Source organism: Rhodococcus sp. 05-2256-B1, from assembly GCF_002258465.1.
GTDB classification, from domain to species: Bacteria; Actinomycetota; Actinomycetes; order Mycobacteriales; family Mycobacteriaceae; genus Rhodococcoides; species Rhodococcoides fascians.
In genome coordinates, this window is sequence record NZ_NOZA01000030.1 from 308,669 (window position 1) to 331,123 (window position 22,455).

General features: G+C 65.0%; 24 protein-coding genes and 4 tRNA genes. 19 read left to right on the forward strand and 9 right to left on the reverse strand.

Annotated features, from left to right (window positions below):
* Positions 1-53: 53 nt before the first annotated feature.
* Genes CH285_RS18650 through CH285_RS18665 form a run of 4 tightly spaced genes read right to left on the reverse strand, consistent with a single transcriptional unit; the run spans position 54 to position 4,020 of the window.
* Positions 54-1,451 carry a DUF2252 domain-containing protein gene (locus CH285_RS18650; protein ID WP_255032524.1) on the reverse strand — a complete coding sequence of 466 codons (1,398 nt, stop codon included), beginning with the start codon at positions 1,449-1,451 and terminating at the stop codon, positions 54-56.
* A 22-nt stretch (positions 1,452-1,473) separates the two neighbouring features.
* Positions 1,474-2,322, reverse strand: coding sequence for a siderophore-interacting protein (locus CH285_RS18655; protein WP_094643940.1), 849 nt, complete (start codon positions 2,320-2,322; stop codon positions 1,474-1,476).
* A gap of 49 nt (positions 2,323-2,371) precedes the next feature.
* Positions 2,372-3,436, reverse strand: coding sequence for an AbrB family transcriptional regulator (locus CH285_RS18660; RefSeq protein WP_094644056.1), 1,065 nt, complete (start codon positions 3,434-3,436; stop codon positions 2,372-2,374).
* Positions 3,433-4,020 (reverse strand): flavin reductase family protein, encoded by a 588-nt coding sequence (locus CH285_RS18665; protein WP_094643941.1) that lies wholly within the window; start codon positions 4,018-4,020, stop codon positions 3,433-3,435. The genes CH285_RS18660 and CH285_RS18665 overlap by 4 nt, the downstream gene beginning before the upstream one ends.
* Positions 4,021-4,082: 62 nt before the next feature.
* On the opposite strand from CH285_RS18665, the gene menD reads away from it, so the two are divergent.
* A complete protein-coding gene (gene menD / locus CH285_RS18670; RefSeq protein ID WP_094643942.1) occupies positions 4,083-5,693 on the forward strand; it encodes a 2-succinyl-5-enolpyruvyl-6-hydroxy-3-cyclohexene-1-carboxylic-acid synthase in 1,611 nt (536 codons plus the stop codon).
* Here menD and CH285_RS18675 read toward each other — a convergent pair.
* Positions 5,690-6,193, reverse strand: coding sequence for a DUF2505 domain-containing protein (locus CH285_RS18675; RefSeq protein ID WP_027498290.1), 504 nt, complete (start codon positions 6,191-6,193; stop codon positions 5,690-5,692). The two genes, menD and CH285_RS18675, sit on opposite strands and share 4 nt — an antisense overlap.
* Positions 6,194-6,248: 55 nt before the next feature.
* Between CH285_RS18675 and CH285_RS18680 the strand changes: the two genes are divergently transcribed.
* From CH285_RS18680 to CH285_RS18695, 4 genes are all read left to right on the forward strand, one after another.
* Positions 6,249-6,737 (forward strand): DUF3592 domain-containing protein, encoded by a 489-nt coding sequence (locus tag CH285_RS18680; RefSeq protein WP_176458516.1) that lies wholly within the window; start codon positions 6,249-6,251, stop codon positions 6,735-6,737.
* Positions 6,730-7,155 carry a glutaredoxin domain-containing protein gene (locus tag CH285_RS18685; protein WP_094643943.1) on the forward strand — a complete coding sequence of 142 codons (426 nt, stop codon included), beginning with the start codon at positions 6,730-6,732 and terminating at the stop codon, positions 7,153-7,155. The genes CH285_RS18680 and CH285_RS18685 overlap by 8 nt, the downstream gene beginning before the upstream one ends.
* A gap of 63 nt (positions 7,156-7,218) precedes the next feature.
* Positions 7,219-8,358 (forward strand): glycosyltransferase family 4 protein, encoded by a 1,140-nt coding sequence (locus CH285_RS18690; protein WP_217900717.1) that lies wholly within the window; start codon positions 7,219-7,221, stop codon positions 8,356-8,358.
* A 14-nt stretch (positions 8,359-8,372) separates the two neighbouring features.
* Complete coding sequence (locus CH285_RS18695; protein ID WP_027498286.1) at positions 8,373-9,068, forward strand: demethylmenaquinone methyltransferase; 696 nt, start codon at positions 8,373-8,375, stop codon at positions 9,066-9,068.
* 12 nt (positions 9,069-9,080) lie between these two features.
* Here the strand turns inward: CH285_RS18695 and CH285_RS18700 are convergent, their stop codons facing one another.
* The gene (locus CH285_RS18700) at positions 9,081-10,328 is read right to left on the reverse strand and encodes a geranylgeranyl reductase family protein (RefSeq protein WP_094643945.1); all 1,248 of its coding nucleotides are present in this window, start codon (positions 10,326-10,328) and stop codon (positions 9,081-9,083) included.
* Positions 10,329-10,622: 294 nt separating this feature from the next.
* On the opposite strand from CH285_RS18700, the gene CH285_RS18705 reads away from it, so the two are divergent.
* Together CH285_RS18705 and htpX are read left to right on the forward strand one after the other, a co-directional pair.
* The gene (locus CH285_RS18705) at positions 10,623-11,642 is read left to right on the forward strand and encodes a polyprenyl synthetase family protein (protein ID WP_032369738.1); all 1,020 of its coding nucleotides are present in this window, start codon (positions 10,623-10,625) and stop codon (positions 11,640-11,642) included.
* Positions 11,643-11,729: 87 nt separating this feature from the next.
* Positions 11,730-12,599, forward strand: a complete 870-nt coding sequence (htpX, locus tag CH285_RS18710; protein ID WP_094643946.1) for a zinc metalloprotease HtpX — start codon at positions 11,730-11,732, stop codon at positions 12,597-12,599.
* Positions 12,600-12,665: 66 nt separating this feature from the next.
* On the opposite strand, the gene CH285_RS18715 is transcribed toward htpX, so the two are convergent.
* Entirely contained in the window at positions 12,666-13,166 is a 501-nt protein-coding gene (locus CH285_RS18715; protein WP_027498282.1) for a YajQ family cyclic di-GMP-binding protein, read from the reverse strand.
* 175 nt (positions 13,167-13,341) lie between these two features.
* Here CH285_RS18715 and CH285_RS18720 point away from each other — a divergent pair.
* The 11 genes from CH285_RS18720 (at position 13,342) to rplA (ending at position 18,040) form a co-directional block, all read left to right on the forward strand.
* Positions 13,342-13,424, forward strand: a tRNA-Tyr gene (locus tag CH285_RS18720).
* Between the two features lie 183 nt (positions 13,425-13,607).
* Positions 13,608-13,680 (forward strand) — tRNA-Thr (locus CH285_RS18725).
* Between the two features lie 63 nt (positions 13,681-13,743).
* Positions 13,744-13,816: transfer RNA gene (locus CH285_RS18730), tRNA-Met, on the forward strand.
* An 81-nt stretch (positions 13,817-13,897) separates the two neighbouring features.
* On the forward strand, positions 13,898-14,065 hold the full coding sequence (rpmG, locus tag CH285_RS18735) for a 50S ribosomal protein L33 (protein ID WP_027498281.1): 168 nt from the start codon (positions 13,898-13,900) through the stop codon (positions 14,063-14,065).
* Between the two features lie 91 nt (positions 14,066-14,156).
* A complete protein-coding gene (gene hadA, locus CH285_RS18740) occupies positions 14,157-14,669 on the forward strand; it encodes a (3R)-hydroxyacyl-ACP dehydratase subunit HadA (RefSeq protein ID WP_048316186.1) in 513 nt (170 codons plus the stop codon).
* A complete protein-coding gene (gene hadB, locus CH285_RS18745) occupies positions 14,656-15,081 on the forward strand; it encodes a (3R)-hydroxyacyl-ACP dehydratase subunit HadB (protein ID WP_032365253.1) in 426 nt (141 codons plus the stop codon). Before hadA ends, hadB begins: the two co-directional genes overlap by 14 nt.
* Before the next feature lie 190 nt (positions 15,082-15,271).
* Positions 15,272-15,344, forward strand: a tRNA-Trp gene (locus CH285_RS18750).
* A 30-nt stretch (positions 15,345-15,374) separates the two neighbouring features.
* Positions 15,375-15,836: a preprotein translocase subunit SecE gene (gene secE / locus CH285_RS18755; protein WP_032369898.1), complete on the forward strand. Its 462-nt coding sequence runs from the start codon at positions 15,375-15,377 to the stop codon at positions 15,834-15,836.
* A gap of 64 nt (positions 15,837-15,900) precedes the next feature.
* The gene (nusG, locus tag CH285_RS18760) at positions 15,901-16,737 is read left to right on the forward strand and encodes a transcription termination/antitermination protein NusG (protein WP_032365254.1); all 837 of its coding nucleotides are present in this window, start codon (positions 15,901-15,903) and stop codon (positions 16,735-16,737) included.
* Between the two features lie 65 nt (positions 16,738-16,802).
* Entirely contained in the window at positions 16,803-17,237 is a 435-nt protein-coding gene (gene rplK / locus CH285_RS18765) for a 50S ribosomal protein L11 (protein ID WP_008713829.1), read from the forward strand.
* 83 nt (positions 17,238-17,320) lie between these two features.
* Entirely contained in the window at positions 17,321-18,040 is a 720-nt protein-coding gene (rplA, locus tag CH285_RS18770) for a 50S ribosomal protein L1 (protein WP_027498276.1), read from the forward strand.
* Between the two features lie 72 nt (positions 18,041-18,112).
* On the opposite strand, the gene CH285_RS18775 is transcribed toward rplA, so the two are convergent.
* On the reverse strand, positions 18,113-19,024 hold the full coding sequence (locus tag CH285_RS18775; RefSeq protein WP_094643947.1) for an alpha/beta fold hydrolase: 912 nt from the start codon (positions 19,022-19,024) through the stop codon (positions 18,113-18,115).
* Positions 19,025-19,034: 10 nt separating this feature from the next.
* The gene (locus tag CH285_RS18780; protein WP_094643948.1) at positions 19,035-20,981 is read right to left on the reverse strand and encodes a CocE/NonD family hydrolase; all 1,947 of its coding nucleotides are present in this window, start codon (positions 20,979-20,981) and stop codon (positions 19,035-19,037) included.
* A 237-nt stretch (positions 20,982-21,218) separates the two neighbouring features.
* On the opposite strand from CH285_RS18780, the gene CH285_RS18785 reads away from it, so the two are divergent.
* The gene (locus CH285_RS18785) at positions 21,219-22,454 is read left to right on the forward strand and encodes an SDR family oxidoreductase (RefSeq protein ID WP_094643949.1); all 1,236 of its coding nucleotides are present in this window, start codon (positions 21,219-21,221) and stop codon (positions 22,452-22,454) included.
* The last annotated feature ends 1 nt before the right edge of the window (position 22,455 follow it).

A 22,455-nucleotide genomic window follows, 5' to 3' on the forward strand; every position in this document is an offset into this window, starting at 1 on the left:
AGCAGGCTACGAGGTGGGAGTGGAGCCCGCGGAACGACCCGAGGGCTCCACGCTCACATGCGCGTAGCGCTCAAACGCTCCCAATCGGCCTCGGTTTGGTCGGCGTACAGCCGCGCGAATCGGCACAGTGCGACGTCGAGTTCATCGGAATCGCCCGTGTATCCCGAGATCATCGACGCGCCGCTGGTGCGAGCGTGTCCCTTCGCGAGCAGTCGCCCCACCACCCGCGCGTAATCCACCAGCGCGGGTGCATCGATCGACGAGAGATCGATCGTCCCCTTCATGTTGCGGAACTGCCGCACGTAGTACTGCCGTCCGGCGATCGTGCACCACCCCAGCAGTGGATCGCTGACCGTCTGCAGATCCTGCTGGTACTCCACCACGCGTTGTCCCTGATGGTCGTGCCAGGCCGATTCGCCGTGCACATATGGCGCGAGCACCGACCGTCTGGCCTGCTTGAGCTGCAGGAACACGACGTCGTCCGCGCTGGTGCCTTCGAGCAGTGCCACGTACGCCCGGAGCCCGACACTGCCGACTCCGACGACGCGATGCGCGACGTCGATCAACGTGTATCCCCCCAGCACCCGACGCCAATGCGGGGTGAGGGTGAGCAGGTATTCGTCCAGTCCGACGGCCAGCAACTCCTCGTCCTCGGCCGAGATTCGGGTGGTGATCGGCGGCTCCTCGACGATCCTGCGAGTGCCCTCGTGTTCCTCGGTGAATCGCGGCAGGACGCGGTCACTCGTGCGTCGACGCGCTTTCTTGGTGGCGCGTTTGATCTCCTTCCGCAACGATCCCGCAGTGGCATCCCGTTGCAGTTTCTCGGCCGTCAACCGTTGGAACGACCGCGACATCAGCGGTTCGTCGGCGAGGCGCGCGACCTCGATTCGATACGCGGACACGCAGGCGGCGACGGCATCGCGGCACCGATCCTCGCTGCGTCCGTTCTGTCGGCCCGCCACCCAGATGCTCGCGGCGAGGCGTCGTAGATCCCATTCCCAGGCACCCGGGTGCGCTTCGTCGAAGTCGTTGAGGTCGATGACGAGGTCGCGTTCGGGGGAGGCGTAAAACCCGAAATTGCCCAGGTGGGCGTCGCCGCTGATCACCGGATTGATACCGGTCGACGGGAGCATCGCGACATCCCGAGCCATGACGATGGCCGTCCCGCGCAGGAAGCCGTACGGGGATTCGACCATGCGCTCGAGGCGCGTGGGGATGAGCCATTCGATCCGGCCCTGGTGTGAGTACTCGATCTGCTGCACCGGGTCCGGGCGATCCGGCGGCGGTGTCCAGTCGCCCAGCGATGCGATCGGGACCTTGTCGCGCAGGCGTCGACCCAGCTCGTATCGTTCTGCTCGGGGGAGTGGCCGCGCACGCAACGATGCGTACGGCGCGCTGTCGACTGCAACCGAGTCGGTGACGACGGTATGACCTTTTCCGGAGCCGGGCATGTGAAGTCACACTAATCGAGGGCTACGGGGCGGCTTTACCGAACTTCCAGTATCCGGTGAAGCAGATCCGAGACTTGGGTACGGAACGCTCGTTCACCAGGTATCTACGCAGGCCCGTCGCCAACCCCTGTTCCCCTGCTACGTAGACGAACGGATCGCCGTCCGGAAGCTCGGCTTTCTGCACCGCGGCCAACGCGGCCTCGCCCGGCTTGGCCAGCGGGTTCGGGCGCACGATCCATTCGATCTCGACGCCTGCGTGCACGTCCTGCTTCTGGATGTCGGCCTCGGTGGGCACTTCGACGAAGGCCTTGACCCGAACGTCGGCCGGCAACGACCGCAGAATGCCGAGAATCGCCGGGGCAGCACTCTCGTCGCCGACGAGCAACTGCCAGCTCGATTGTCCCTCGAACGTGTAGATGCGGCCTTCGTCGAAGATCGCGACGCGATCGCCTGGGACCGCCCTGGTAGCCCACGACGACGCCGGCCCACTGTGACCACCGGTTCCGCCGCCACCATCTACTTCGCCGTGCGCCACGAAGTCCACATCCAGCTCCGGGCCGTCGCCGTGTGTGCCCTCTCCCGTAGCGCGGTACTGGCTGACCGTGTAGTTGCGGACCGCCGGCTTTGTGTCCTTGGAGAACGTCAGATACTGGGCGTACCAGAGCATCGAGGTGGCGCTGGGGATGCGCGGCTCGTCCTGGCCCGGCTGCGGCAGGAACAGGCGAAACCAGTGGTCGTAGCCCATGTAGCGGAAGTTCGACAACGAATCGCCGCCGAGGGTCACCCGGATGAAGCTGGGGCTGATTCGCTCGCTCCCGAGCACGGTCAGGCGGTAGAACGCGGGGTTCTCCGGTTTGAGGTACTTACCCATGCCGCACAGGTTAGCCGACCCTAAGCTGCGATGGGGTTGCGTCGATCTCTCACTCGGGCCGACCGCGCCGGTAGCGCTGGACCACCTTGGCTCCGACGGGTACTGCGAACAGCATCATGAACACGCGGATCACCTGGGCGGCCACGACGAAGGTGACGTTCGCCCCGGTCGACGCGGCAATGGCCAGCACGGCGTACACCCCGCCGGGAGTGGTCGCGAGGTAGCCCTCGTAGCCGCTCGTCCCCGTCGCCGACGCCAGCCACAGGCCGAGCATCGCGCAGCAGACGGTAACGGCGATGATCAACATCAGCGATGCGGGCAGGACCCGCGAGATCGACTTCAAGCTGGCGACGGTGAACCGCAGTCCGGCCTGCCAGCCGATGACGATGTACGCCGCCCACAGCAACAGCGTCGGGACGGACGCGTCGAACGAGACGCCGAGCACGTCGGCGAGCGTGGCGATCATCAGCGGTCCGAGTAGGGCGGGGGCGGGCAGCCGGATCACCTTGGCCAGCATTACCCCGATGACGCCGCAGATCAGGACGAACGCAAGATCGATCCACAGCGCCTCGTGCACGTCGGCGGTGACCGACGACTGTCCGGGTTGGGCGTCGAACACCAGGGTTGCGACCAGCGGCAGCGTCGTTGTCACCAGCACGACGCGCAGGTATTGCACCACCGCGACCACGCGTTCGTCGCCGCCCAACTCCTGGGTGATCGCCACCAGTCCCGAGGCTCCGCCTGCGACCAGCGCCAAGGAGCCGGTCAGTGAATCGATGTCTTTACGAAGCCCCAGCAGCGCGCCGGCCGCGATCGACAGCAACAGGGTGCCGATGCATGCCAGCAGTACCGGCAGCCAGGTATCGCCCAGCGAGCTCAGAGTGTCGCTCTGCACGAGCGTGCCGATCTCGACGCCGAGTACTGCCTGCGCCGCCATGCCGAGTCTGCGCGGCAGCGGGGCCCGTTCGGTTCCGGTCGTCGGAGCCCACCCGGCGAGCGCGAACACGATCGCCACCAACAGTGCAACGAACAACGCAGCCGACGGCACACCGAGTGCATCGGCCCCGACGGTCAGTGCGACCGTGACGAGAACCAGCAGCAGCCAGCGAATCAAGAAGGTCGCTCGATCTCGCGAACCTCGGGCGGCAGTCCCCACTCGGTACGGCCGAGTCGACTGAGCGGTGCGATGGTCTCGAACTCGGGCAGGCCGTCCTCGGCGAGAAATTCCGGTCGAACCGACACCGCGACGACGCTGCCCATGACGACGAAGCAGTTTCCCACCTCGACGACGCGGTGCAGCGTGGCTTCGATGGCGATCGGGGCGGCAGCTACCCGCGGCGGCGTGACGATCGCGCTGGGTTCGCTCTCGATGCCGACGGCCTCGAACTCGCTGACGCCGTGCTCGAAGCTCGCCGAGCTGCCGTTGACCTGATCGACCAACGGTGCCGTCGCCAGGTTGACCACGAACTCGCCGGTGGACTCGATGTTGCGCAAACTGTCCTTGCGGCTCACCGAGGTGAACTGGACGACCGGCGGCTCCACGGAGGACACCGTGAAGAAGCTGTAGGGCGCGAGGTTCGCCACACCGTCGGCGGAGACCGTGGAGATCCACGCAATAGGCCGGGGCACCACCGACGCGGTCAGTAGCTGGTAGAAGCGACGTGGGGTGACCTCATCGGGTCGGAAGACTGTACGCACGTCTCAATACTGTCAAAGCCCGGTTGCGGCGGCCGACGGGAGAGTCTGACACTCTGGATTCTGTGAACCCGTCCACCGCTCAGGCCACCGCTGTTGTCGACGAACTGGCACGCAGCGGTATCGAAGACGTCGTGCTCTGTCCCGGTTCGCGTAACGCCCCGTTGGCGTTCGCGTTGCAGGAAGCCGATGTGGCCGGACGCCTGCGGTTGCACATGCGTATCGACGAGCGCACCGCCGGATTTCTGGCCATCGGACTGAGCCTGGGTAGCGGCCAACCCGTCCCGGTGGTGATGACGTCGGGAACGGCGGTGGCAAACCTGGGGCCGGCTGTCCTCGAAGCGAACTACGCGCGCATCCCGCTGATCGTCATCTCTGCCAATCGGCCGTACGAGATGCTCGGCACCGGTGCCAACCAGACCATCGAGCAGCTCGGTCTGTTCGGATCCCAGGTGCGCGCAACCATCAGCCTCGGACTCGCCGAGGAAGGCCCCAAGCAGAACAGTCAGTGGCGCAGCGCCGTCTCGCGAGTCATCGCCGCTGCGCGGGGTGCGCGCTCGGGCAACGCCGGGCCCGTGCATTTCGATATCCCATTGCGCGAGCCGCTGGTTCCCGCTCTCGGTGATCCCGGGGCCCGGCCCGAGGGACGTCCCGACGGGTTGCCGTGGACCTCGACCACCCAGGCGACGCTCGACGTGCCCGTCGAGCTCGATCTGTCGGTCGACACCGTGGTCGTGTCCGGGCACGGCGGCGCTGTCCGTCCGGAGTTGGCCGGTCTACCGACCGTCGCGGAGCCGACGGCACCGCTGCACGGAATTGCATTGCACCCCTTGGCTCTTGCGCAGTTGAAGCCGCGTCAAGCCGTCATCACCGGTCGTCCGACACTGCACCGTCAGGTGTCGGCGCTGCTCGCGGATCCGGCGGTGGACGTCATCGCGCTCACCACCGGCCCGCGTTGGCCCGACGTCTCGGGCAACGTGCTGGCCACCGGCACGCGTGCCGTGACCACCGGCGCACCCGATCCCGCGTGGATCGCCCGTTGCGCCGCGCTGTCCGAGAGAGCCGAAAAGGCTGTGCACCAACAACTTCGAGAGCACCCCAAGCCGACGGGTCTGCACGTCGCCGACGCGGTGATGTCGGCATTGCAGCCCGGAGATCAGCTGGTGCTCGGAGCCTCCAACCCCGTGCGCGACGCGGCCCTGGTCTCGACTCCGATCCCGGGCGTGAAGGTTCTGTCCAATCGTGGCGTGGCCGGCATCGACGGCACCGTCTCGACGGCCATCGGTGCGGCAATGGCCGGAAAGCGCCGCACCGTGGCGCTTCTCGGTGATCTGACGTTCCTGCACGACGCGGCGGGTCTGCTCATCGGCACCGGCGAGCCGCGTCCGGACGACCTGACGATCGTCGTCGCCAACGACGACGGCGGCGGCATCTTCGAGCTTCTCGAACAGGGCGACCCGCAGTACGCGGGTGTGTTCGAGCGGGTGTTCGGAACACCGCACGGAATGGACCTGGGAGCGTTGTGCGGGGCCTACCGCGTCGAACATCGCCTGGTGGACGTGGCCGATCTGGCAACCGAACTCACCGGGCACGCCGACGGAATCCGCGTGTTGGAAGTGACCACGGAACGGTCCGGGCTGCGCGACCTACACGCAGCGATCCGGGCCCGTCTCTAATTCTGTTGCGCAGCAACCCATTCGAGTGTTTCGCCGGTTTCCTGATCGATCATGTCCTTGATCATCTTGTTGATCAGGTCTTCGATCTTGCCGCCGACGAGCGGAATCTTGACCGTCGACTCACCCTTGACGACCAGTTTCGCTCCGGTGCCGTCGGGGCGAAGCGAGAGGGTGCCGTTCACTTTCGCGGGTAGACCCGTGGTGCCGCCGACCAGCGTGCCCTCGGCGTGGTCGCCTTCGAGCGGACCCCAGTGGTCGGTACGCGAGACGATCAGCTTGCCCTTGATGACTTTCGTGACGAACCCGGGCAGTTCGGACGTGCCGACCTCCTCCGTGATGTCCACGGTCAAGCCGCCGTCGTCGTGCTTGGTCATCTCGTACCCGTCCGTCTTCTTCGCCTTGGCGAAGCGAGCGGCCCACTGGTCTTCACTGGTGAGTGCGGCGTGCACGTCAGCGGGCGGATTGGACGATTCGACGGTGAACTCGAAGCTGCGCGACATGAGCACAGAGGCTACCGGAGCGGAGGCGAACCGGCCGCGAAGTAACCTGAATGCTGTGACCGACACCGAGAGGGGCAGCCGAACTCTGCACAGAATCCGGCTGGTCGTGCTCGTGGTCGCGGTCGCCATCTCGGTTCTGTCGGTCCTTTTGGTGGTCGGTGCCTGGCGAAACGACGTCACCATCGACTCCGACAAGGGCGTCGCGACGGCCGAGGTGCTCTCAGCGGGCAAATTGCGTTCGGCGGTCAGTTTCATCACCCCCGACGGCGTGACCCACAATCCCAGACTCGGCGTGCTGTACCCCACCAATCTCGTCGTGGGGCAGCGCATCGAGGTCGAGTACTACAAGGCGGACTCCGACGACAACGACAGCGACAGCGACCTGCTGGTGCGTGTCGCCGGCCGTGACGCCGCGGTAGCGATCGTTCCTGCCGGATCGGTCATCGTCGTCACGTGGCTCATCGCCGGGCCTGCCCTGTTCTGGTTACGTCGCAAGGAGACCCCGCGCATGAAGGCCGAGCGCATGGAGGTACAGGATGCGTAATGCCAGACAGCGGGTCATCGCTGCTGTCGCCGCAGTGGCCGGGTTCGCGTTGGTGAACTTCGGCAACATCGCGTCCTCGATGGTGATCATGGTGCTCGTGGTGGTGTTTCTGCTCGTTCTGACGACTCCGGTGCTGTATCCGCGCTCTGTATCCGACGACGCGTCTCGAGTGTTCGCGACCGAAAAATCGGTGCCGCTGATCTACTGGCGTCCCGGTTGCATCTTCTGCCTTCGGCTACGGGTTGCGCTGTTGCTCCGCGGAAAGAAGGCCGTGTGGACGAACATCCGCGCAGATGCTGCTGCCGCAGCGCGGGTTCGGTCGGTGAACGACGGGAACGAGACGGTTCCGACGGTGTTCGTGGGTACCGGACACCGCACCAACCCGAGTCCGTCGTGGGTCGCCCAGCAATTCGTGTGACGTTGGCCCACACGTAACGTCGTCCATGCCTGGGTGACTGCGTGGCCACCCACACTGAGGACCGTGCGAGTAGCCATCGTTGCGGAATCGTTCTTACCCAACATGAACGGCGTCACCCACTCGGTGATCCGTGTCCTCGAACATCTCGAGAAGACCGGGCACGACGCCATCGTCGTCGCCCCCGACAACCCGTCGGGACCGCGAGCGGCGACCTGGCACAACGGCGTCCCGGTCCACCGAGTGCCGTCCGTCATGGTGCCGAAGGTCAGCTCCCTGCCGGTCGGTGTTCCTGGCCTCGGGATGGTCTCGGCGCTACGGACCTTCGCGCCCGACGTCGTGCATCTGGCGTCCCCGTTCCTGCTCGGAGCGGGCGGCCTGGCCGCCGCCAACCGCCTCGACGTGCCTGCCGTCGCCGTTTACCAGACCGATGTCGCAGGATTCGCCGCGAGCTACGGCCTCGGCTTGACCTCGAAGGCCGCGTGGCGTTGGACCAGGAGACTGCACCGCGGAGCGGCCCGCACTCTGGCACCGTCCACCTCGGCCGTCGACGCTCTCGAGCAGCACGGCATCCCGCGCGTACACCGGTGGGCCAGGGGAGTGGACGCGGTTCGGTTCGCGCCCTCGGCCGCGTCGGCCACCCTTCGCGGCCGATGGGGATCCGGCGAAAAGCTGATCGTCGGGTTCGTCGGCAGGCTCGCGCCGGAGAAGCACGTCGAACGGCTTGCCGTACTGGCCGCAGATCCGTCGATCCAGCTGGTGATCGTCGGTGGCGGACCCGATACTGCAGCACTGCAGGCGTTGATGCCGAACGCGATCTTCACCGGGCAACTCGGCGGCGACGAACTCGCGCAGGCCTACGCCAGCTTCGACATCTTCGTCCACCCCGGCGAACACGAAACCTTCTGTCAGGCAGTCCAAGAAGCCCTCGCCAGCGGAGTGCCCGTCATCGGTCCCGACGCCGGCGGACCCCGCGATCTGGTCTCGCACTGCCGCAACGGCTACCTACTGCCGGTCGACAAGTTCACCGAGCTGCTGCCCAGTGCAGTCGGCGCCCTCGCCGAACCCACCACCCGCGCCCGCTTCGGCAACGCCGCCCGCCGATCGGTTCTGCACCGCACCTGGCCTGCCATCTGCGACGAGCTGATCTCCCACTACTACGACGTGCAAGGCATCACAGCGCCACGGGTGACCGAAGCAGCCTGAGTAAGCTGGAGTTCGTGGCCACGACATCGCGCGCAACCCTGGAAAAAGAGCCCCACGAGGTGGCGTCGATGTTCGACGGCGTCGCCCGCCGCTACGACATCACCAACACCGTTCTGTCGTTCGGCCAGGACCGCAGCTGGCGCAAGCTGACCCGCCGAGCACTCGACCTGAAGCCGGGCGAGCGGGTCCTCGATCTCGCCGCCGGCACCGGCGTCTCCACGGTCGAACTCGGACGCAGCGGGGCCTGGTGCGTCGCCACCGACTTCTCCAAGGGCATGCTCCGAGCCGGACTCTCCCGCGGAGTGCCGATGGTCGCCGGTGACGCGATGGCACTTCCGTACGCCGACGCCAGTTTCGACGCCGCCACCATCTCGTTCGGCCTTCGCAACGTCTCCGACTTCGATGCCGGTCTGCGCGAAATCGCTCGGGTCACCAAACCCGGTGGGCGTCTTGTGGTCTCGGAATTCTCCACCCCGGTCTTCGGCCCGTTCCGCACGGCATACATGGAGTACCTGATGAAGGCGCTCCCCAAAGTCGCTCGCGCAGTGAGCAGCAACCCCGACGCCTACGTCTATCTCGCCGAGTCCATTCGCGCGTGGCCCACCCAGGAGCAGTTGGCTCAGCGCATCGCCGACGCCGGCTGGACCGACGTGCAGTGGCGCAACCTCACCGGCGGAATCGTGGCACTACACAAGGCAATTCGGCCCTGAGCCCGCGCGCGGCTACGAAAACGGCGGCCGCGAATCGATTTTCAGTGACGTGGTTCCTGCGGTTCGCCACGTACGAGCGACGAGGTCGCTGTCGGCCTCGGTGACCAGGTTGCCCATGCACCGGACGGCAACTTTCATCAGTGCCCGCGAGCGCATGCCCACCGGACCCGCTGCGGGCAGGAACCTCGGCACGGTCAGCAGTCCGGCGAGGCGTCGAGCAATGGAGAAGGCTTGACCGTAGTGCTCACGCAGCAGGGTCGGCCAGGCGTCGGTCAGGTCCGCGTGATCGAGAAGGTCGACGACCATGCGGCCGCCTTCGAGTCCGTAGTCGATGCCCTCACCGTTGAGTGGGTTCACGCACGCTGCGGCGTCGCCGATGATCGCCCAGTTCACCCCCGCGACGCCGGAGACCGCCCCGCCCATCGGCAGCAGCGCCGACGCGACCGACCGTAGCTCGCCGGTCAGTTCCCATTCCGACCGCCGCTGCTGGGTGTAGAGGTCCAGCAGGGGGCGCAGGGCTCCCGGTGCGGGCCGGGTGGCGGTGGCCAGCGTGCCGACGCCGATGTTGATGTTGCCGTCGTTCAGGGGGAAGACCCATCCGTAGCCGGGCTGCAGAGTGCCTGCGCCGTCGCGCAGTTCGAGGTGCGAGCTGATCCATTCGTCGTCGCTGCGCGCAGACGTGATGTACGCGCGGGCGGCGACGCCGAACGCTGTGTCGCGGTGCCACTGGCGTCCGAGTTGCTTGCCCAGCGTGGACCGGACTCCGTCGGCGACGATCAGAGTGCGGCACGCGACCTCATGGCTGCCTTCGCCGGTCTGCAGCGTCACCGATCGGACCGCATTTCCGTCGCGGGTGACGGACACCGCTTTGGCACCCTCGGCCATCACAGCCCCGGCCTCGACGGCGACGCGGCGAATGCGGTCGTCCAATTCGGTTCGCGGGACGGCGCTGCCCACCGCAGGGAACGATCTGCTCGGCCATTCGAGCTCGAGTTCCTGGCCGAACCCACTCAGACGCAACCCGCGATTGCGCGCGGTACCGCGAACCCATTCACCCAGGCCCAACCGATCGAGTTCGGCGACAGCGCGCGGAGTCAGCCCGTCGCCGCACGTCTTGTCCCGGGGAAAGACGGCCGCGTCGGCGAGTACGACGTCGCGGCCGGAACGCGCTGCCCACGCTGCCGCGGACGATCCTGCGGGGCCCGCGCCCACGACCAACACATCGGTCGAGGAGGGCAGGGCCGGGTTGGATGAGGTCACAGATCCCAGTATCCCGACTGCCGCGGTGCTGCGCCGTCAGGGCCTTCGGTCGACCGTTGTCGAGGCCCTGCTCATCGGGCGTGTTCACCGTCGGAGCGGTGACGTCGTTCACTCATTGGCCCTGGAGGGCGCGTCGGGAAGCGACTCGGGCTCGGTTCGGTGAGGGAATAGTCACCTGTGGTGGGCGGCACCGTCGTGCGAGTGTGCACACTAGGTTCACTACGGTAGTACCCGAGCAGCAGTTTCCGTCATCCATCGCCGCTCGACGCCGACGACAGGACAGGGATCAACATCGTGAGTACAGACGACGCGACCGCAGTAACGGTCGTTGCCGGAGTCGACCTGGGTGACCCGGAGCTCGCTCGATCCGTCGCCGACGGTCTCGCGCGCGTCGAAGAGCTGATGATCAGCGAACTGTCCGACGGCGAAGAGTTCCTCACCGAGGCTGCTCTGCATCTGGCGAAGGCCGGCGGCAAGCGATTCCGACCCCTGTTCACCGTGCTGACCGGCCAGCTGGGGCCGTCGCCGACAGATCCGGCGATCGTCACCGCCGCCACCGTGGTCGAGCTGGTGCACTTGGCGACGCTCTATCACGACGACGTCATGGACGAGGCGTCGATGCGCCGCGGAGCCGAGAGTGCGAACTCACGCTGGGGCAACAGTGTGGCCATTCTCGCGGGCGACTACCTGTTCGCACATGCGTCGCGTCTGGTGTCCACCCTCGGACCCGACGCCGTCCGCATCATCGCCGAGACCTTCGCCGAGTTGGTCACCGGGCAGATGCGCGAAACGATCGGGGCCAAGAGCACCGACGATCCCATCGCGCACTACTTGAAGGTCGTGTGGGAGAAGACCGGGTCGCTCATCGCCTCCTGTGGGCGCTTCGGCGGCACGTTCAGTGGCGGCGATGCCGAGCACGTGGGACGCCTCGAGCGCCTCGGTGACGCTGTCGGCACCGCGTTCCAGATCTCCGACGACATCATCGACATCTCCTCGGCCACCGAGCAGTCGGGTAAGACTCCCGGCACCGACCTGCGGGAAGGCGTGCACACCCTGCCGGTGCTGTTCGCGCTCCGCGAGGAAGGTGCCGACGGCGACCGCCTCCGCGAGATCCTGGCCGGCCCGGTCACCGAGGATGCGCTGGTCACCGAGGCCCTGGAGCTGTTGCAGCGGTCACCCGGCATGGTCGCGGCCAAGAAGACCCTCGGCGAGTACGCCGACCGCGCCTACGCCGAGCTCGCACTGCTGCCGCAGGGACCGGCCAACGACGCCCTGGGCCGACTGGTGAACTACACCGTCGAACGCGTGGGGTAGTCGCCCACGCAGTGGTCGGGAACTGCGCGTCGGGGTGCCGTCGTTGAATCGGGTAGGAACACCCGGTACGAGGAGGCACCCGTCACGATGAACAGTTACGCCAACGGTGCGAAGACATTCGGCCTGCTGGTCGGGATGTCTGCGCTGATCGTCTTCATCGGTTCGTTGTTCGGTAACTCGATGATTCTGATCGGGTCGATCGTGCTGGCCGTCGGCGTCAACGGTTACGCGTACTTCAACAGCGCGAAGATGGCTCTGAAGTCGATGCACGCGGTGCCGGTCAGTGAGCTCGAACAGCCGGCGATGTACCGGATCGTGCGGGAACTGGCGACAACGGCGCATCAGCCGATGCCCGCGCTGTACGTGAGCCCGACCAACAATCCCAACGCGTTCGCCACCGGGCGGAACCCGCGCAACGCAGCCGTGTGCTGCACCGAGGGCATTCTGCGCATGCTCGACGAGCGCGAACTACGAGCGGTACTCGGACACGAGCTCTCGCACGTGTACAACCGCGACATCCTGATCTCGTCGGTGGCCGGTGCCATGGCGGCGGTCATCTCGGGCCTGGCGAACCTGGCCTTCTTCGCCAACGTCTTCGGTGGCCGCGGCAACGGGGGAGCCAATCCGCTCGCTCTGCTTCTGGTGTCGATGCTGGGACCCATCGCGGCCACGTTGGTGCGGCTGGCGGTCTCTCGTTCTCGGGAGTATCAGGCCGATCAGTCCGGTGCCGAGCTGACCGGTGATCCGCTGGCGCTGGCGTCGGCGCTGCGCAAACTCGAGCAGGGGGTGCAGCTGGCACCGCTGCCGCCCGAGCCGCGGCTGGCCGCGGAGTCGCATCTGATGATCGCCAATCCGTTCCGCATCGGCGACAAGGCGGGCGCGCTCTTCGCCACCCACCCGCCGATGGCCGACCGAATCGAACGGCTCGAGCGGATGGCCGGCCATCGGCCGTACTGAGCGGAGCCTGCGGCATGTGAGTGGAACTTCGTAGTCTGCTACGAGGTTCCACTCACATGCGGCGCTCTACCGGTAGTTGACGAACTGCAGGGCGATGCCGAAGTCCTCGTTCTTGAGCAACTGTTGAATTGCCTGCAGGTCGTCGCGCTTCTTGCTGCTCACGCGCAGCTCGTCGCCCTGGATCTGCGCTTTGACGCCCTTGGGGCCGTCGTCGCGGATCTTCTTGGAGATCTTCTTGGCGTTCTCGGTGCTGATGCCTTGCACGAGTTTGCCGGTGACCTTGTAGACCTTGCCGGACGCGGCCGGGTCGTTGGTCTCGAAAGCCTTGAGCGATACGTCGCGTCGGATCAGTTTCTCCTTGAAGACGTCCAGAGCTGCCTTGACCTTCTCCTCGGATTCGGACGTGATGACGATGGTCTCGGACTCGCCACTGCCGGACCACTCGATGCTGGTGTCCGATCCTCGGAAGTCGAAGCGGGTCGCCAGCTCCTTCGCGGCCTGTCCGAGAGCGTTGTCCACTTCCTGCCGGTCGACTTTGCTCACTACGTCGAAGGACGAATCAGCCACTTCTCACACTCTCCAGTCGAATCGAAAATTTGTTTCTGCGGTGGTGTCGGTCCACATCCCGCTGGGACTTTATCGGCCCGCTACCGACCGTATCCACCCGGTTTGCGTTCCGGGGGGACGTTCGTTGTATTCTTCTCACCGCGCCGAAGACCAGCACGGACTTCGATCGCAGCACGGCAGATTGCCCGAGCGGCCAATGGGAGCGGACTGTAAATCCGTCGGCTTATGCCTACGTAGGTTCGAATCCTACATCTGCCACACCTGGAACCCCGGCGAGAGATTTTCTCGCTGGGGTTTCCATGTGAAGAGGACATATCAGGGCCGCTGACCTCGCAATTTGGCAGTCGGTGCTCGGAATGTGTAACCTCTTGAAGGCTTCAGCGCACGGCTTGTTCGTGTTCTGAGGTGGAGCCTGCGGAACGAGAGTTCCCGTAGTCACCCGCCCCCTTAGCTCAGTCGGTAGAGCGTTTCCATGGTAAGGAAAAGGTCAACGGTTCGATTCCGTTAGGGGGCTCGCTGGATTGGATGGCTCGACGTCGCGCTCCCGTTCGTGGGATGGTGGACGATGAGCACCTGAGGCGGTGTAGCTCAGTTGGTAGAGCAAACGACTCATAATCGTTGCGTCGCCGGTTCAAGTCCGGTCACCGCTACACAGTAGGCAAGCACGGCAAGTAGCACGCATGAACAGTCCTGATTGACCCAGATCAGATTTACCCGAAAGTAGGCGTCCAGTGGCCTCCTCCACCGATGTGCGGCCCAAGATCACCTTGGCCTGCGAGGTTTGCAAGCACCGCAACTACATCACCAAGAAGAACCGTCGGAACGATCCCGACCGCATCGAGCTGAAGAAGTTCTGCTCCAACTGCGGCACGCACCGGGCGCACCGCGAGTCTCGCTAGGTCCAACTGCCCTTCTGTAAGGGTAGAAAAGGTCGTTTCCACCGTGTCACAAGCACCACACGATGCTGCGGCATCAGCTGAAATTCCGGCCATGGATGTATCCGCTCACGCGGCGTCCATGGTCGGTTTTCATTACCGCGTCGACGACTTCTACGAGGTCGGCCGCGAAAAGGTCCGTGAGTACGCGCGTGCGGTCCAGGACTTCCATCCCGCGCATCACGACGAGGACGCAGCGAAGGGCCTCGGTTACGACGGTCTCCTCGCGCCCTTGACCTTCATTTCGCTGGTCGGCATCATCGCGCAGACGCGGATGTTCAAAGAGGTCATCACCGGGTACGACCCGAGCCAGATTCTGCAGACCGATCAGCGGCTGCAATTTCATCGCCCGATTCAGGTCGGCGATCGACTGGTGTGCGATGTCCACCTCGAGTCGTTCCGTCAGATGAGTGGCAGCGACATCATGACCACCAAGAACATCGTCACCGACCAGAACGGCGAGGTCGTGCAGACGACGTGGACGACCATCGTCGCGCGTACCGGCGGCGAGGTCGACGAGAACATCGCGCACGCGGTCAAGGAAGTGATCATGCATGGCGCTTCGTAGCTTCGACGACGTCTCCGTCGGATACGAGTTGCCGGAGCGAGTCGTCATGCTCACGCGCGGCGATCTGGTGAACTACGCGGGTGTCTCGGGAGATCCGAACCCGATTCACTGGAGCGACGAGGTCGTCCGCCTGGCCGGCCTGGACAATGTGATCGCGCACGGCATGCTGACGATGGGCCTCGGTGCCGGGTTCGTCACGTCGTGGCTGGGTGATCCCGGTGCGGTCACCGAATACAACGTTCGCTTCACCAGCTCGGTCTACGTGTCCGAGGACTCCGCGGCTGCGGTCGAGTTCTCCGGCAAGATCAAGTCGGTGGATGCGGACGAGAGAACTGCCGTCATCGCTATCGTGGCGAAGTTCGAGGGCAAGAAGATTTTCGGGCGAGCGACCGCTACGGTTCGCTTGGCCTGATGATGGGTCGATCCGGACGGCCACCGAGCTGCCGGAACGACGGGATTTATCTGTTCCGAAGGGTGTGCAGTACACTGAGATTTCTGGGGTAATCCAGCGCTGTGCGCTGCCCGCGTCCTCCTCGGAGGTTGTGTGGGTTCGCGTGAATGCGTCGGGTGGACACCAGAGCGGCCGAGAAGTTTTCGGCCGAAGGGGCGTAGCTCAATTGGTAGAGCAACGGTCTCCAAAACCGTAGGTTGCAGGTTCAAGTCCTGTCGCCCCTGCCCAAGGTGTCAGCAACTGAGAGGAACGACGTGAGCGAGGAGCGCGGTAAGCGCGACGGTCGATCGGAGGAGTTCGAGAACTCCTCGGCTCCAGACGACGTCGCACCTGGCTCCGAGGGCCGTCTCTCCGATGCTGACACAACCGCAGATGATGCCGCTGCAGGCGCAGTGGCTCCCACCGGTAAGCGCGCGTCCGGCAGGTCCCGTGGCAGCGCCGCCGGAGTCTCGATGACGAAGGCCGCGCCCGCGAAGGCGGCTTCGGGCAAGGCTCGGTCCGGCAAGGCCAAGCTCGACAAGCGACCGAATGTGTTTCTGCGTCTGCTGCAGTTCTTCCGCGAGGTCGTCGCCGAGCTTCGGAAGGTCATCTGGCCGAACAAGAAGCAGATGGTCACCTACACCACCGTCGTGCTCGTCTTCCTGGCGTTCATGGTCGCGTTCATCAGTGGCCTCGATCTGCTGTTCATCAAGGGCGTCGGCTGGCTGTTCGGTTGACCGAACGCAGTTGCCGTGACTTTCGACGATCGAACCGAGCAGGAACTAGAGAAAGGGTGCTGACGTGAGCACGCCGCACAACGACGCCACCGAAGTGGCCGCATTCGACGCCGATGTCGAGGCGACCAAGCAGGGCCTCGAAGCGGAGCAGGCCGCTCAGGACCGCGAGACGGACGAAGCAATCAAGGCCGACGTCGCCGCTGCCGCCGGGGACGACGTTCCCGCCGAAGGCGACGAGACATCCGAGGTCACCGCTGACGTCGACGTCACTGCAGAGCCCGAAGACCCCGTTGCCGAGATGAAGGCGGCTCTGCGTCGCGCTCCCGGTGACTGGTACGTCATTCACAGCTACGCCGGATACGAGAACAAGGTCAAGGCCAACCTCGAGACCCGTGTGCAGAACCTCGACGTCGGTGACTACATCTTCCAGGTGGAGGTTCCCACCGAAGAGGTCACCGAGATCAAGAACGGCCAGCGCAAGCAGGTCAACCGCAAGGTTCTGCCGGGCTACATCCTGGTCCGCATGGAACTGAACGACGAGTCCTGGGGTGCGGTCCGCAACACTCCCGGCGTCACCGGTTTCGTCGGCGCGACGTCACGTCCGTCGCCGCTGACCATCAACGAGGTCGTCAAGTTCCTCATGCCGCAGGAAGGTGCCAAGAAGGACGCGAAAGCGGCCGCAGGCACTGCCGAGCAGGGCAGCGAGACCACGTCGAAGCCCACCATCGAGGTCGACTTCGAGGTCGGCGAGTCGGTCACCGTCATGGACGGCCCGTTCGCGACCCTCCCGGCCAGCATCAGCGAGGTTAACGCAGAGCAGCAGAAGCTCAAGGTGCTGGTATCGATCTTCGGCCGTGAAACCCCGGTCGAGCTCGGCTTCACCCAGGTCTCCAAGATCTAGAAGCCGACCGCACAGACTTGCAGTAGCAACCGCAAGAAACCCGAGCGAATACAAGGAAACAAGACATGCCCCCGAAGAAGAAGAAGCTAGCCGGGATCATCAAGCTGCAGATCCAGGCCGGCGCCGCCAACCCGGCACCGCCCGTCGGCCCCGCACTGGGCCAGCACGGCGTCAACATCATGGAGTTCTGCAAGGCGTACAACGCCGCGACCGAGTCGCAACGCGGCAACGTCGTGCCCGTCGAAATCTCGGTCTACGAGGACCGTACGTTCGACTTCAAGCTGAAGACTCCTCCCGCTGCCAAGCTGCTGCTCAAGGCTGCAGGCGTGGCGAAGGGCTCCGGCGAGCCGCACAAGACCAAGGTCGCCAAGGTGACCATGGATCAGGTGCGCGAGATCGCCAAGACCAAGCAGGAAGACCTCAACGCCAACGACATCGATCAGGCCGCGAAGATCATCGCCGGCACTGCTCGCTCGATGGGCATCACGGTCGAAGGCTGATTTTCAGCCTCTCCAAGCATCACACGTGGGAGAGCCGGCCAGGCTCGTCAACCACTCTGAACTCGAACGAAGGACAGTAAGACATGGCAAAGCGCAGTAAGGCCTACCTCGAGCAGGCCGCCAAGATCGACCAGGACAACCTCTACTCGCCTCTGGAAGCCGCCAAGCTGGCCAAGGAGACCGCGTCGAGCAAGTTCGACCCCACCGTCGAGGTCGCAGTGCGACTCGGCGTCGACCCCCGCAAGGCAGACCAGATGGTGCGCGGCACCGTCAACCTTCCCCACGGCACCGGCAAGACCGCTCGGGTTATTGTTTTCGCCGCTGGTGAGAAGGCTGCTGAAGCCGAGGCAGCAGGAGCCGACGTCGTCGGTGCAGAAGATCTGATCGAGCGCATCCAGGGCGGATTCCTGGACTTCGACGCCGCTATCGCGACCCCCGATCAGATGGCCAAGGTCGGCCGCATCGCCCGTGTCCTCGGACCTCGTGGCCTGATGCCGAACCCGAAGACGGGCACGGTCACCAACGATGTGACCAAGGCCGTCAACGACATCAAGGGCGGAAAGATCAACTTCCGCGTCGACAAGCAGGCCAACCTGCACTTCGTCATCGGCAAGGCCTCGTTCGACGAGACCAAGCTGGTCGAGAACTACGGTGCCGCACTGGACGAGATCCTGCGTGCGAAGCCGTCGTCGGCGAAGGGTCGCTACGTCAAGAAGGTCACCGTTTCGACCACCACCGGACCCGGCGTCCAGGTCGATCCCAACCGCACTCGCAACCTCCTCGAGGACGACGCGAACGCGTAATTTCTTTCAGCTCCGAACGAAGGCCGGTCTCCCTGTGGGAGGCCGGCCTTCGTCGTTCTGTCCTGCCGAGATCTAGGCTGCGTTCGTGCGAGCGAAGTTGGCCAGCACGAGGCCGCTGATTCGGTCGAGCAACGCGGCCGGCAGGTCGTGTGCCATGCCGTCGATGAGGGTCAGCTCCGCGCCGGGAACCGCCCGGGCGATGGCCTTGCCACAGGCCGGCCGCACCAGTCGGTCCGCGGTCCCGTGGATGACGGTCGTCGGTGCGTCGATCTTCCGTGCGTAGGGCTTGAGGCTGCCGGTACCGGTGATGGCCGCCATCTGCCGAATGACGCCGGACGGGTTGTAGTTGCGTTCGTACATCACCTGGGCGATTTCGAGCTGTTCCTCGAGCGGTGTCCGGAACCCGGGGGAGCCGATCGTGGACAGTGTCTTCGCCGAATGCGCGATGATCTCGTCCTTCGTGGCGTCCTTGCCGACGCCACCGATCAACGGCAGTAGTGCCCGGGGATCCGGCGGTGGCAGGAATGCCTCGTTGGTGCTCGAGAACAGAATGGACACGGATTTGGTTCGCTGCGGGTAGCTACCGGCGAACACCTGCGTGATCATGCCGCCCATCGACGCGCCGACGACGTGCGCGGAGTCGATCTCGAGGTGGTCGAGTACGCCGACCGCATCGGCGGCCATGTCGACGATCGTGTACGGGACGTCCGACGACATCCCCAGTTCGTGCCGGAGGAGCCGAAGAATCTGCCAGCCGTGCACCTTCCTGCCCGTCATCTTCGTCGACAGCCCGATGTCGCGGTTGTCGATGCGGATCACCCGATAGCCGGCGTCGACGAGACGCGTGCAGAAGTCCATGGGCCACAGCGTCAGCTGCGCGGACAGACCCATGATGAGCAGTACGGCGGGGTCGTCGACGGAACCCATGTCCTCGTACGCGATGTCGATGGAGTTCGACGGCGCGATGCCTTGTTCGATTCTCATGTTCTCGTTCCTACCAGTCGGGGTCGCCCAGTACCGGAACCACCAGGTAACTGGGATCGTGTGGGTCGATCGCGATGTCCTGCGGTTTCAGTCGAGTGCGAACGAGGTCCGGCAGGATGGGGATGAACCGTGGTGCGTCGGTGGCGAATACGGCCACCCGGAGGCGATGACCCGTCGCGATCACAGCTTCGGTGCCGAGAATGTCGATGTCGAGTGTGATGGGCTGCCCCACGGGTACCGGCAGCACAGCGGCCTTGGTGAGCGGGTGGTACGGCCGGGTGTAGTCGCCGTTCGGTGCGAACAGTGATCGCTCGTCGTCCACGGCTCGGCGAGACGCGAGCAACGCCCCGTTGCTCAGCACGGTCGACTTACCGTCGGGGGCGACGTCGCAGATCATGATCGCCCACAATGCTTCTCGGGCATGGCAGATCACGCGCAGATGCAGGTTCATCGGCCCCGACAGCACGGCGTCCGCGCGGGCGGGTTCGGTGGTGAACGTGGCGGCGGCACCTTCGGCGAATCGGTTGTCGTAGGTGAAGCCGCCGCCCAGTAGAGCCGTGACACCGGCGAGAACCTGTGTGGTTTCCCGAGATACGACGGCACGCAGGGACGGACGTACGGTCAGCACGCCGGACGACGTGGACGGCTCGAAGGCGAGGCTGCCGTCGCCGGCGGCGTGGGCGGCGGTGTTCGACGCTTCGGCCGACAGATACAGCCTGCGGGACTGTGCCTGGGGAGCCGGAAAGCGGCCGTGCGCAGTCCAATTGCCGCCCTGTTGTCGGAGTGTGACCGGCCCGTAGTTCTCGATTCCGTTGTCGATGTCGCACAGCCACCTGTCGAACCAGGCTCGCTCGAGTACGTCCAGTCGTGGTGGAAAACCCGGTTCGCCGAAGCCGATTCCGGGATTGACGTGGTAGCCGTCGCCGACGAGTAGTTGTTTGGAGCCGCGTTCGAGAGCGAGTCGGTTGTAGATGTCCGGGGCCGAGCTGCCGAAGATGTCGTGCCAGCAGCCGTAGAGAAAGGTCGGTGCGGTGATGTCCTCGATGACGGCGTCGATGGTGTCGTAGTACGGGTCGTCGTAGATTCGTGGATCATTGCCCGTCACAAAGCCTTTGGCCAGATCGAACAGGTCGGTCGCAGGTGATCGGACGCGATCGCGAAGCCAGGCGACGGTATCGATTCCTCTCACCGCAGGTGCCCATTTGAGTCCGTTGACAGCAGCGAGCCACAGGGGAATGAACGCCGAGGTCGCGCCTCCGGTTGCGAAGATCTCGCGAACGATGTCCACCGAACCTTCGACGGCGAATATCGCGTCGAGCCCGTCGGGTCTCTTGGCTGCCGCCTGCAGTGCGTTGATCGCAGAGTACGAGATGCCCGCCATACCGATTCTGCCGTTGCACCAGTATTGCCGGCGCGCCCACTCGATCACTTCGGTCGAGTCCTGTTGTTCTCGGGTGCCCAGCACGTCCCAGGTTCCGGTGGAGCTTCCGGTTCCTCGAACGTCGACGATCATCTGGACGTACCCGCTGCGGACCAGGTGGCGGTTCACCGACAACAGATCCGCGGCTCCGCCCGCGACCACACGAGTGATTTCGGTGATGCCGTCGAACGCGGTACCGGTCAGGTCGAACGCCGACGAGAACTTCCTGATGGCTCGGCCGAGTATCGGTGTTTCGAGGATCGTATCGATACCTTTGATCAGCAGCTTGTTGTAAGGCGTCAGGTTCAGGACCGTCGGGAACGTCCCCGGTACCGGCGCCCCGGACGCATCGGCGGGGCGGAAGACGTATGCGCGCAGGGCCGCTCCGTCGCTCATCGGAATGCGCACGTCGGCCGAGACGGACACTCGTGGGTACTGCGGAGCCTGCGCCGTGATCGCTGCCCAGGCCTGCGCGGCCTCGCCGCTGCTGGGGTCGCGCTGGGGTCTCAGGAGGGGGTTGGGCTCGACGGCGGTCATGAAGAACGATTAGACCTTCGAACGACCCTCTTTGTCCTGTGGAACGCGAATCGGTCGTGGTGTGCTCCAACGAGACGGCCTGCATTCTGTGTTTTGTTGGGAACATTCTCAACGCCGGTTGAGCGACGCTGTGGGGCGTACCAGACTTTCGAAACCAGCGACTACGACGCGCGCTGCGTTGTTAACGTCTGCCAGTCCGAGTGATGTGGGACACCGACCGTTGCAGGGGGAGTACGAATGCACGTAGAAGCACTGTTCGGAGACGGATCGCAACGGCCTATCTGGCCGCACGCGGACGCACTGATCACCAGCGAATGCCCGGGGCTTCGCTTTGCCGGCAAGTACGCCGATGTCGTTGCCCTCAGCAACGGCGATCCCACCGCGCTGCGGCCGTTCATCGACGAGGAGACTCGTCGCCGCGTCGCGAGCATGGCACCACCGCGTACCGACACTGCGCTCGTGTTCGGAGCGAACGGGTTTCTCGGCGCGCATCTGATCGGCCGTCTCACCCGGGACTCCGCCGTCGACGTCGTGTACGCCGTGGTTCGTTCCACCGAGGAGGAGTCGGCCCTCGAGCGACTCCAGCGCACGTTCGATCAGTACGAGATCACGGTCGATGCAGACAAGATTCGGATCGTCGAAGGCACGCCGACCTCGTTCCGCTTCGGTCTGGACAAGGCCGCGTACTTCGAACTCGCAGCCGGTGTGGGCCAGATCTTCAACTGCGCCAGCTCGACCGACTACACCGAGAGCTACGCCGAGCTGCGGGACGACTGGTTCGTCAGCGTGCTGCGCATCCTCGAATTCAGCATCACCTCGGCCCGAAAGCATCTGACCTACGTCGGCAGCATCGGCGCGCATCTCTATCAGAAGCCCGAGGACTTCCGTCGTCCCGACTCGTGGTGGTACTCCGGGTACGCCCAGATGAAGTGGGTCAACGCCACCTTGCTCGGGTGGTTGTCGATGTCGGACACGTACTCCGTCACGCTGGCCGAGGCCCCCTACATCCTCGGCAGTACCGACCTTGGCCTCGATCCGGGCCGCGTCTACAGCTTCTGGCGCATCGTGGAGTTGGCGATCGCCGCCGGCGCGATCTGGGACGGGCCGGGAATGAACTACGTCCCGGTGGACGTGATGTGCGACGTCATGGCCGGCAACGCACTGCGGAGCCACCCGCTCACCCGATTGTTGCCCAGTAACCCGACCGGTTACGGACACGATCTGTATGCCGAGCTCCTCGGCCTCGACCTGGTGAGCTGGGACGAGTTCGTCGAACGCGTCAGCGTCCGTATCTCTCCTCGGTTCGCCGAGACCATGCTTGCCGACAACATCGACAAGCTGATGCGGCTGGTGCACAAGCCCGAGGCCATCCTGCCCGTCGACCACGACACCTCCTGGTGCGATCACCGCAGGCTCTTCGAGCTGTACTTCGAGAAGGCCCAGCTCAAGACGCTCACCCCTGTCGTCAACTGAC

What these genes read in the sequence shown, in the direction of transcription:
- CH285_RS18650 (WP_255032524.1), bottom strand. Translation starts at nt 1,451, where the DNA reads ATGCCCGGCTCCGGAAAAGGTCATACCGTCGTCACCGACTCGGTTGCA.
- CH285_RS18655 (WP_094643940.1), bottom strand. Translation starts at nt 2,322, where the DNA reads ATGGGTAAGTACCTCAAACCGGAGAACCCCGCGTTCTACCGCCTGACC.
- CH285_RS18675 (WP_027498290.1), bottom strand. Translation starts at nt 6,193, where the DNA reads ATGTCGCGCAGCTTCGAGTTCACCGTCGAATCGTCCAATCCGCCCGCT.
- CH285_RS18685 (WP_094643943.1), top strand. Translation starts at nt 6,730, where the DNA reads ATGCGTAATGCCAGACAGCGGGTCATCGCTGCTGTCGCCGCAGTGGCC.
- htpX (WP_094643946.1), top strand. Translation starts at nt 11,730, where the DNA reads ATGAACAGTTACGCCAACGGTGCGAAGACATTCGGCCTGCTGGTCGGG.
- hadA (WP_048316186.1), top strand. Translation starts at nt 14,157, where the DNA reads ATGGATGTATCCGCTCACGCGGCGTCCATGGTCGGTTTTCATTACCGC.
- hadB (WP_032365253.1), top strand. Translation starts at nt 14,656, where the DNA reads ATGGCGCTTCGTAGCTTCGACGACGTCTCCGTCGGATACGAGTTGCCG.
- rplK (WP_008713829.1), top strand. Translation starts at nt 16,803, where the DNA reads ATGCCCCCGAAGAAGAAGAAGCTAGCCGGGATCATCAAGCTGCAGATC.
- rplA (WP_027498276.1), top strand. Translation starts at nt 17,321, where the DNA reads ATGGCAAAGCGCAGTAAGGCCTACCTCGAGCAGGCCGCCAAGATCGAC.
- CH285_RS18775 (WP_094643947.1), bottom strand. Translation starts at nt 19,024, where the DNA reads ATGAGAATCGAACAAGGCATCGCGCCGTCGAACTCCATCGACATCGCG.
- CH285_RS18780 (WP_094643948.1), bottom strand. Translation starts at nt 20,981, where the DNA reads ATGACCGCCGTCGAGCCCAACCCCCTCCTGAGACCCCAGCGCGACCCC.
- CH285_RS18785 (WP_094643949.1), top strand. Translation starts at nt 21,219, where the DNA reads ATGCACGTAGAAGCACTGTTCGGAGACGGATCGCAACGGCCTATCTGG.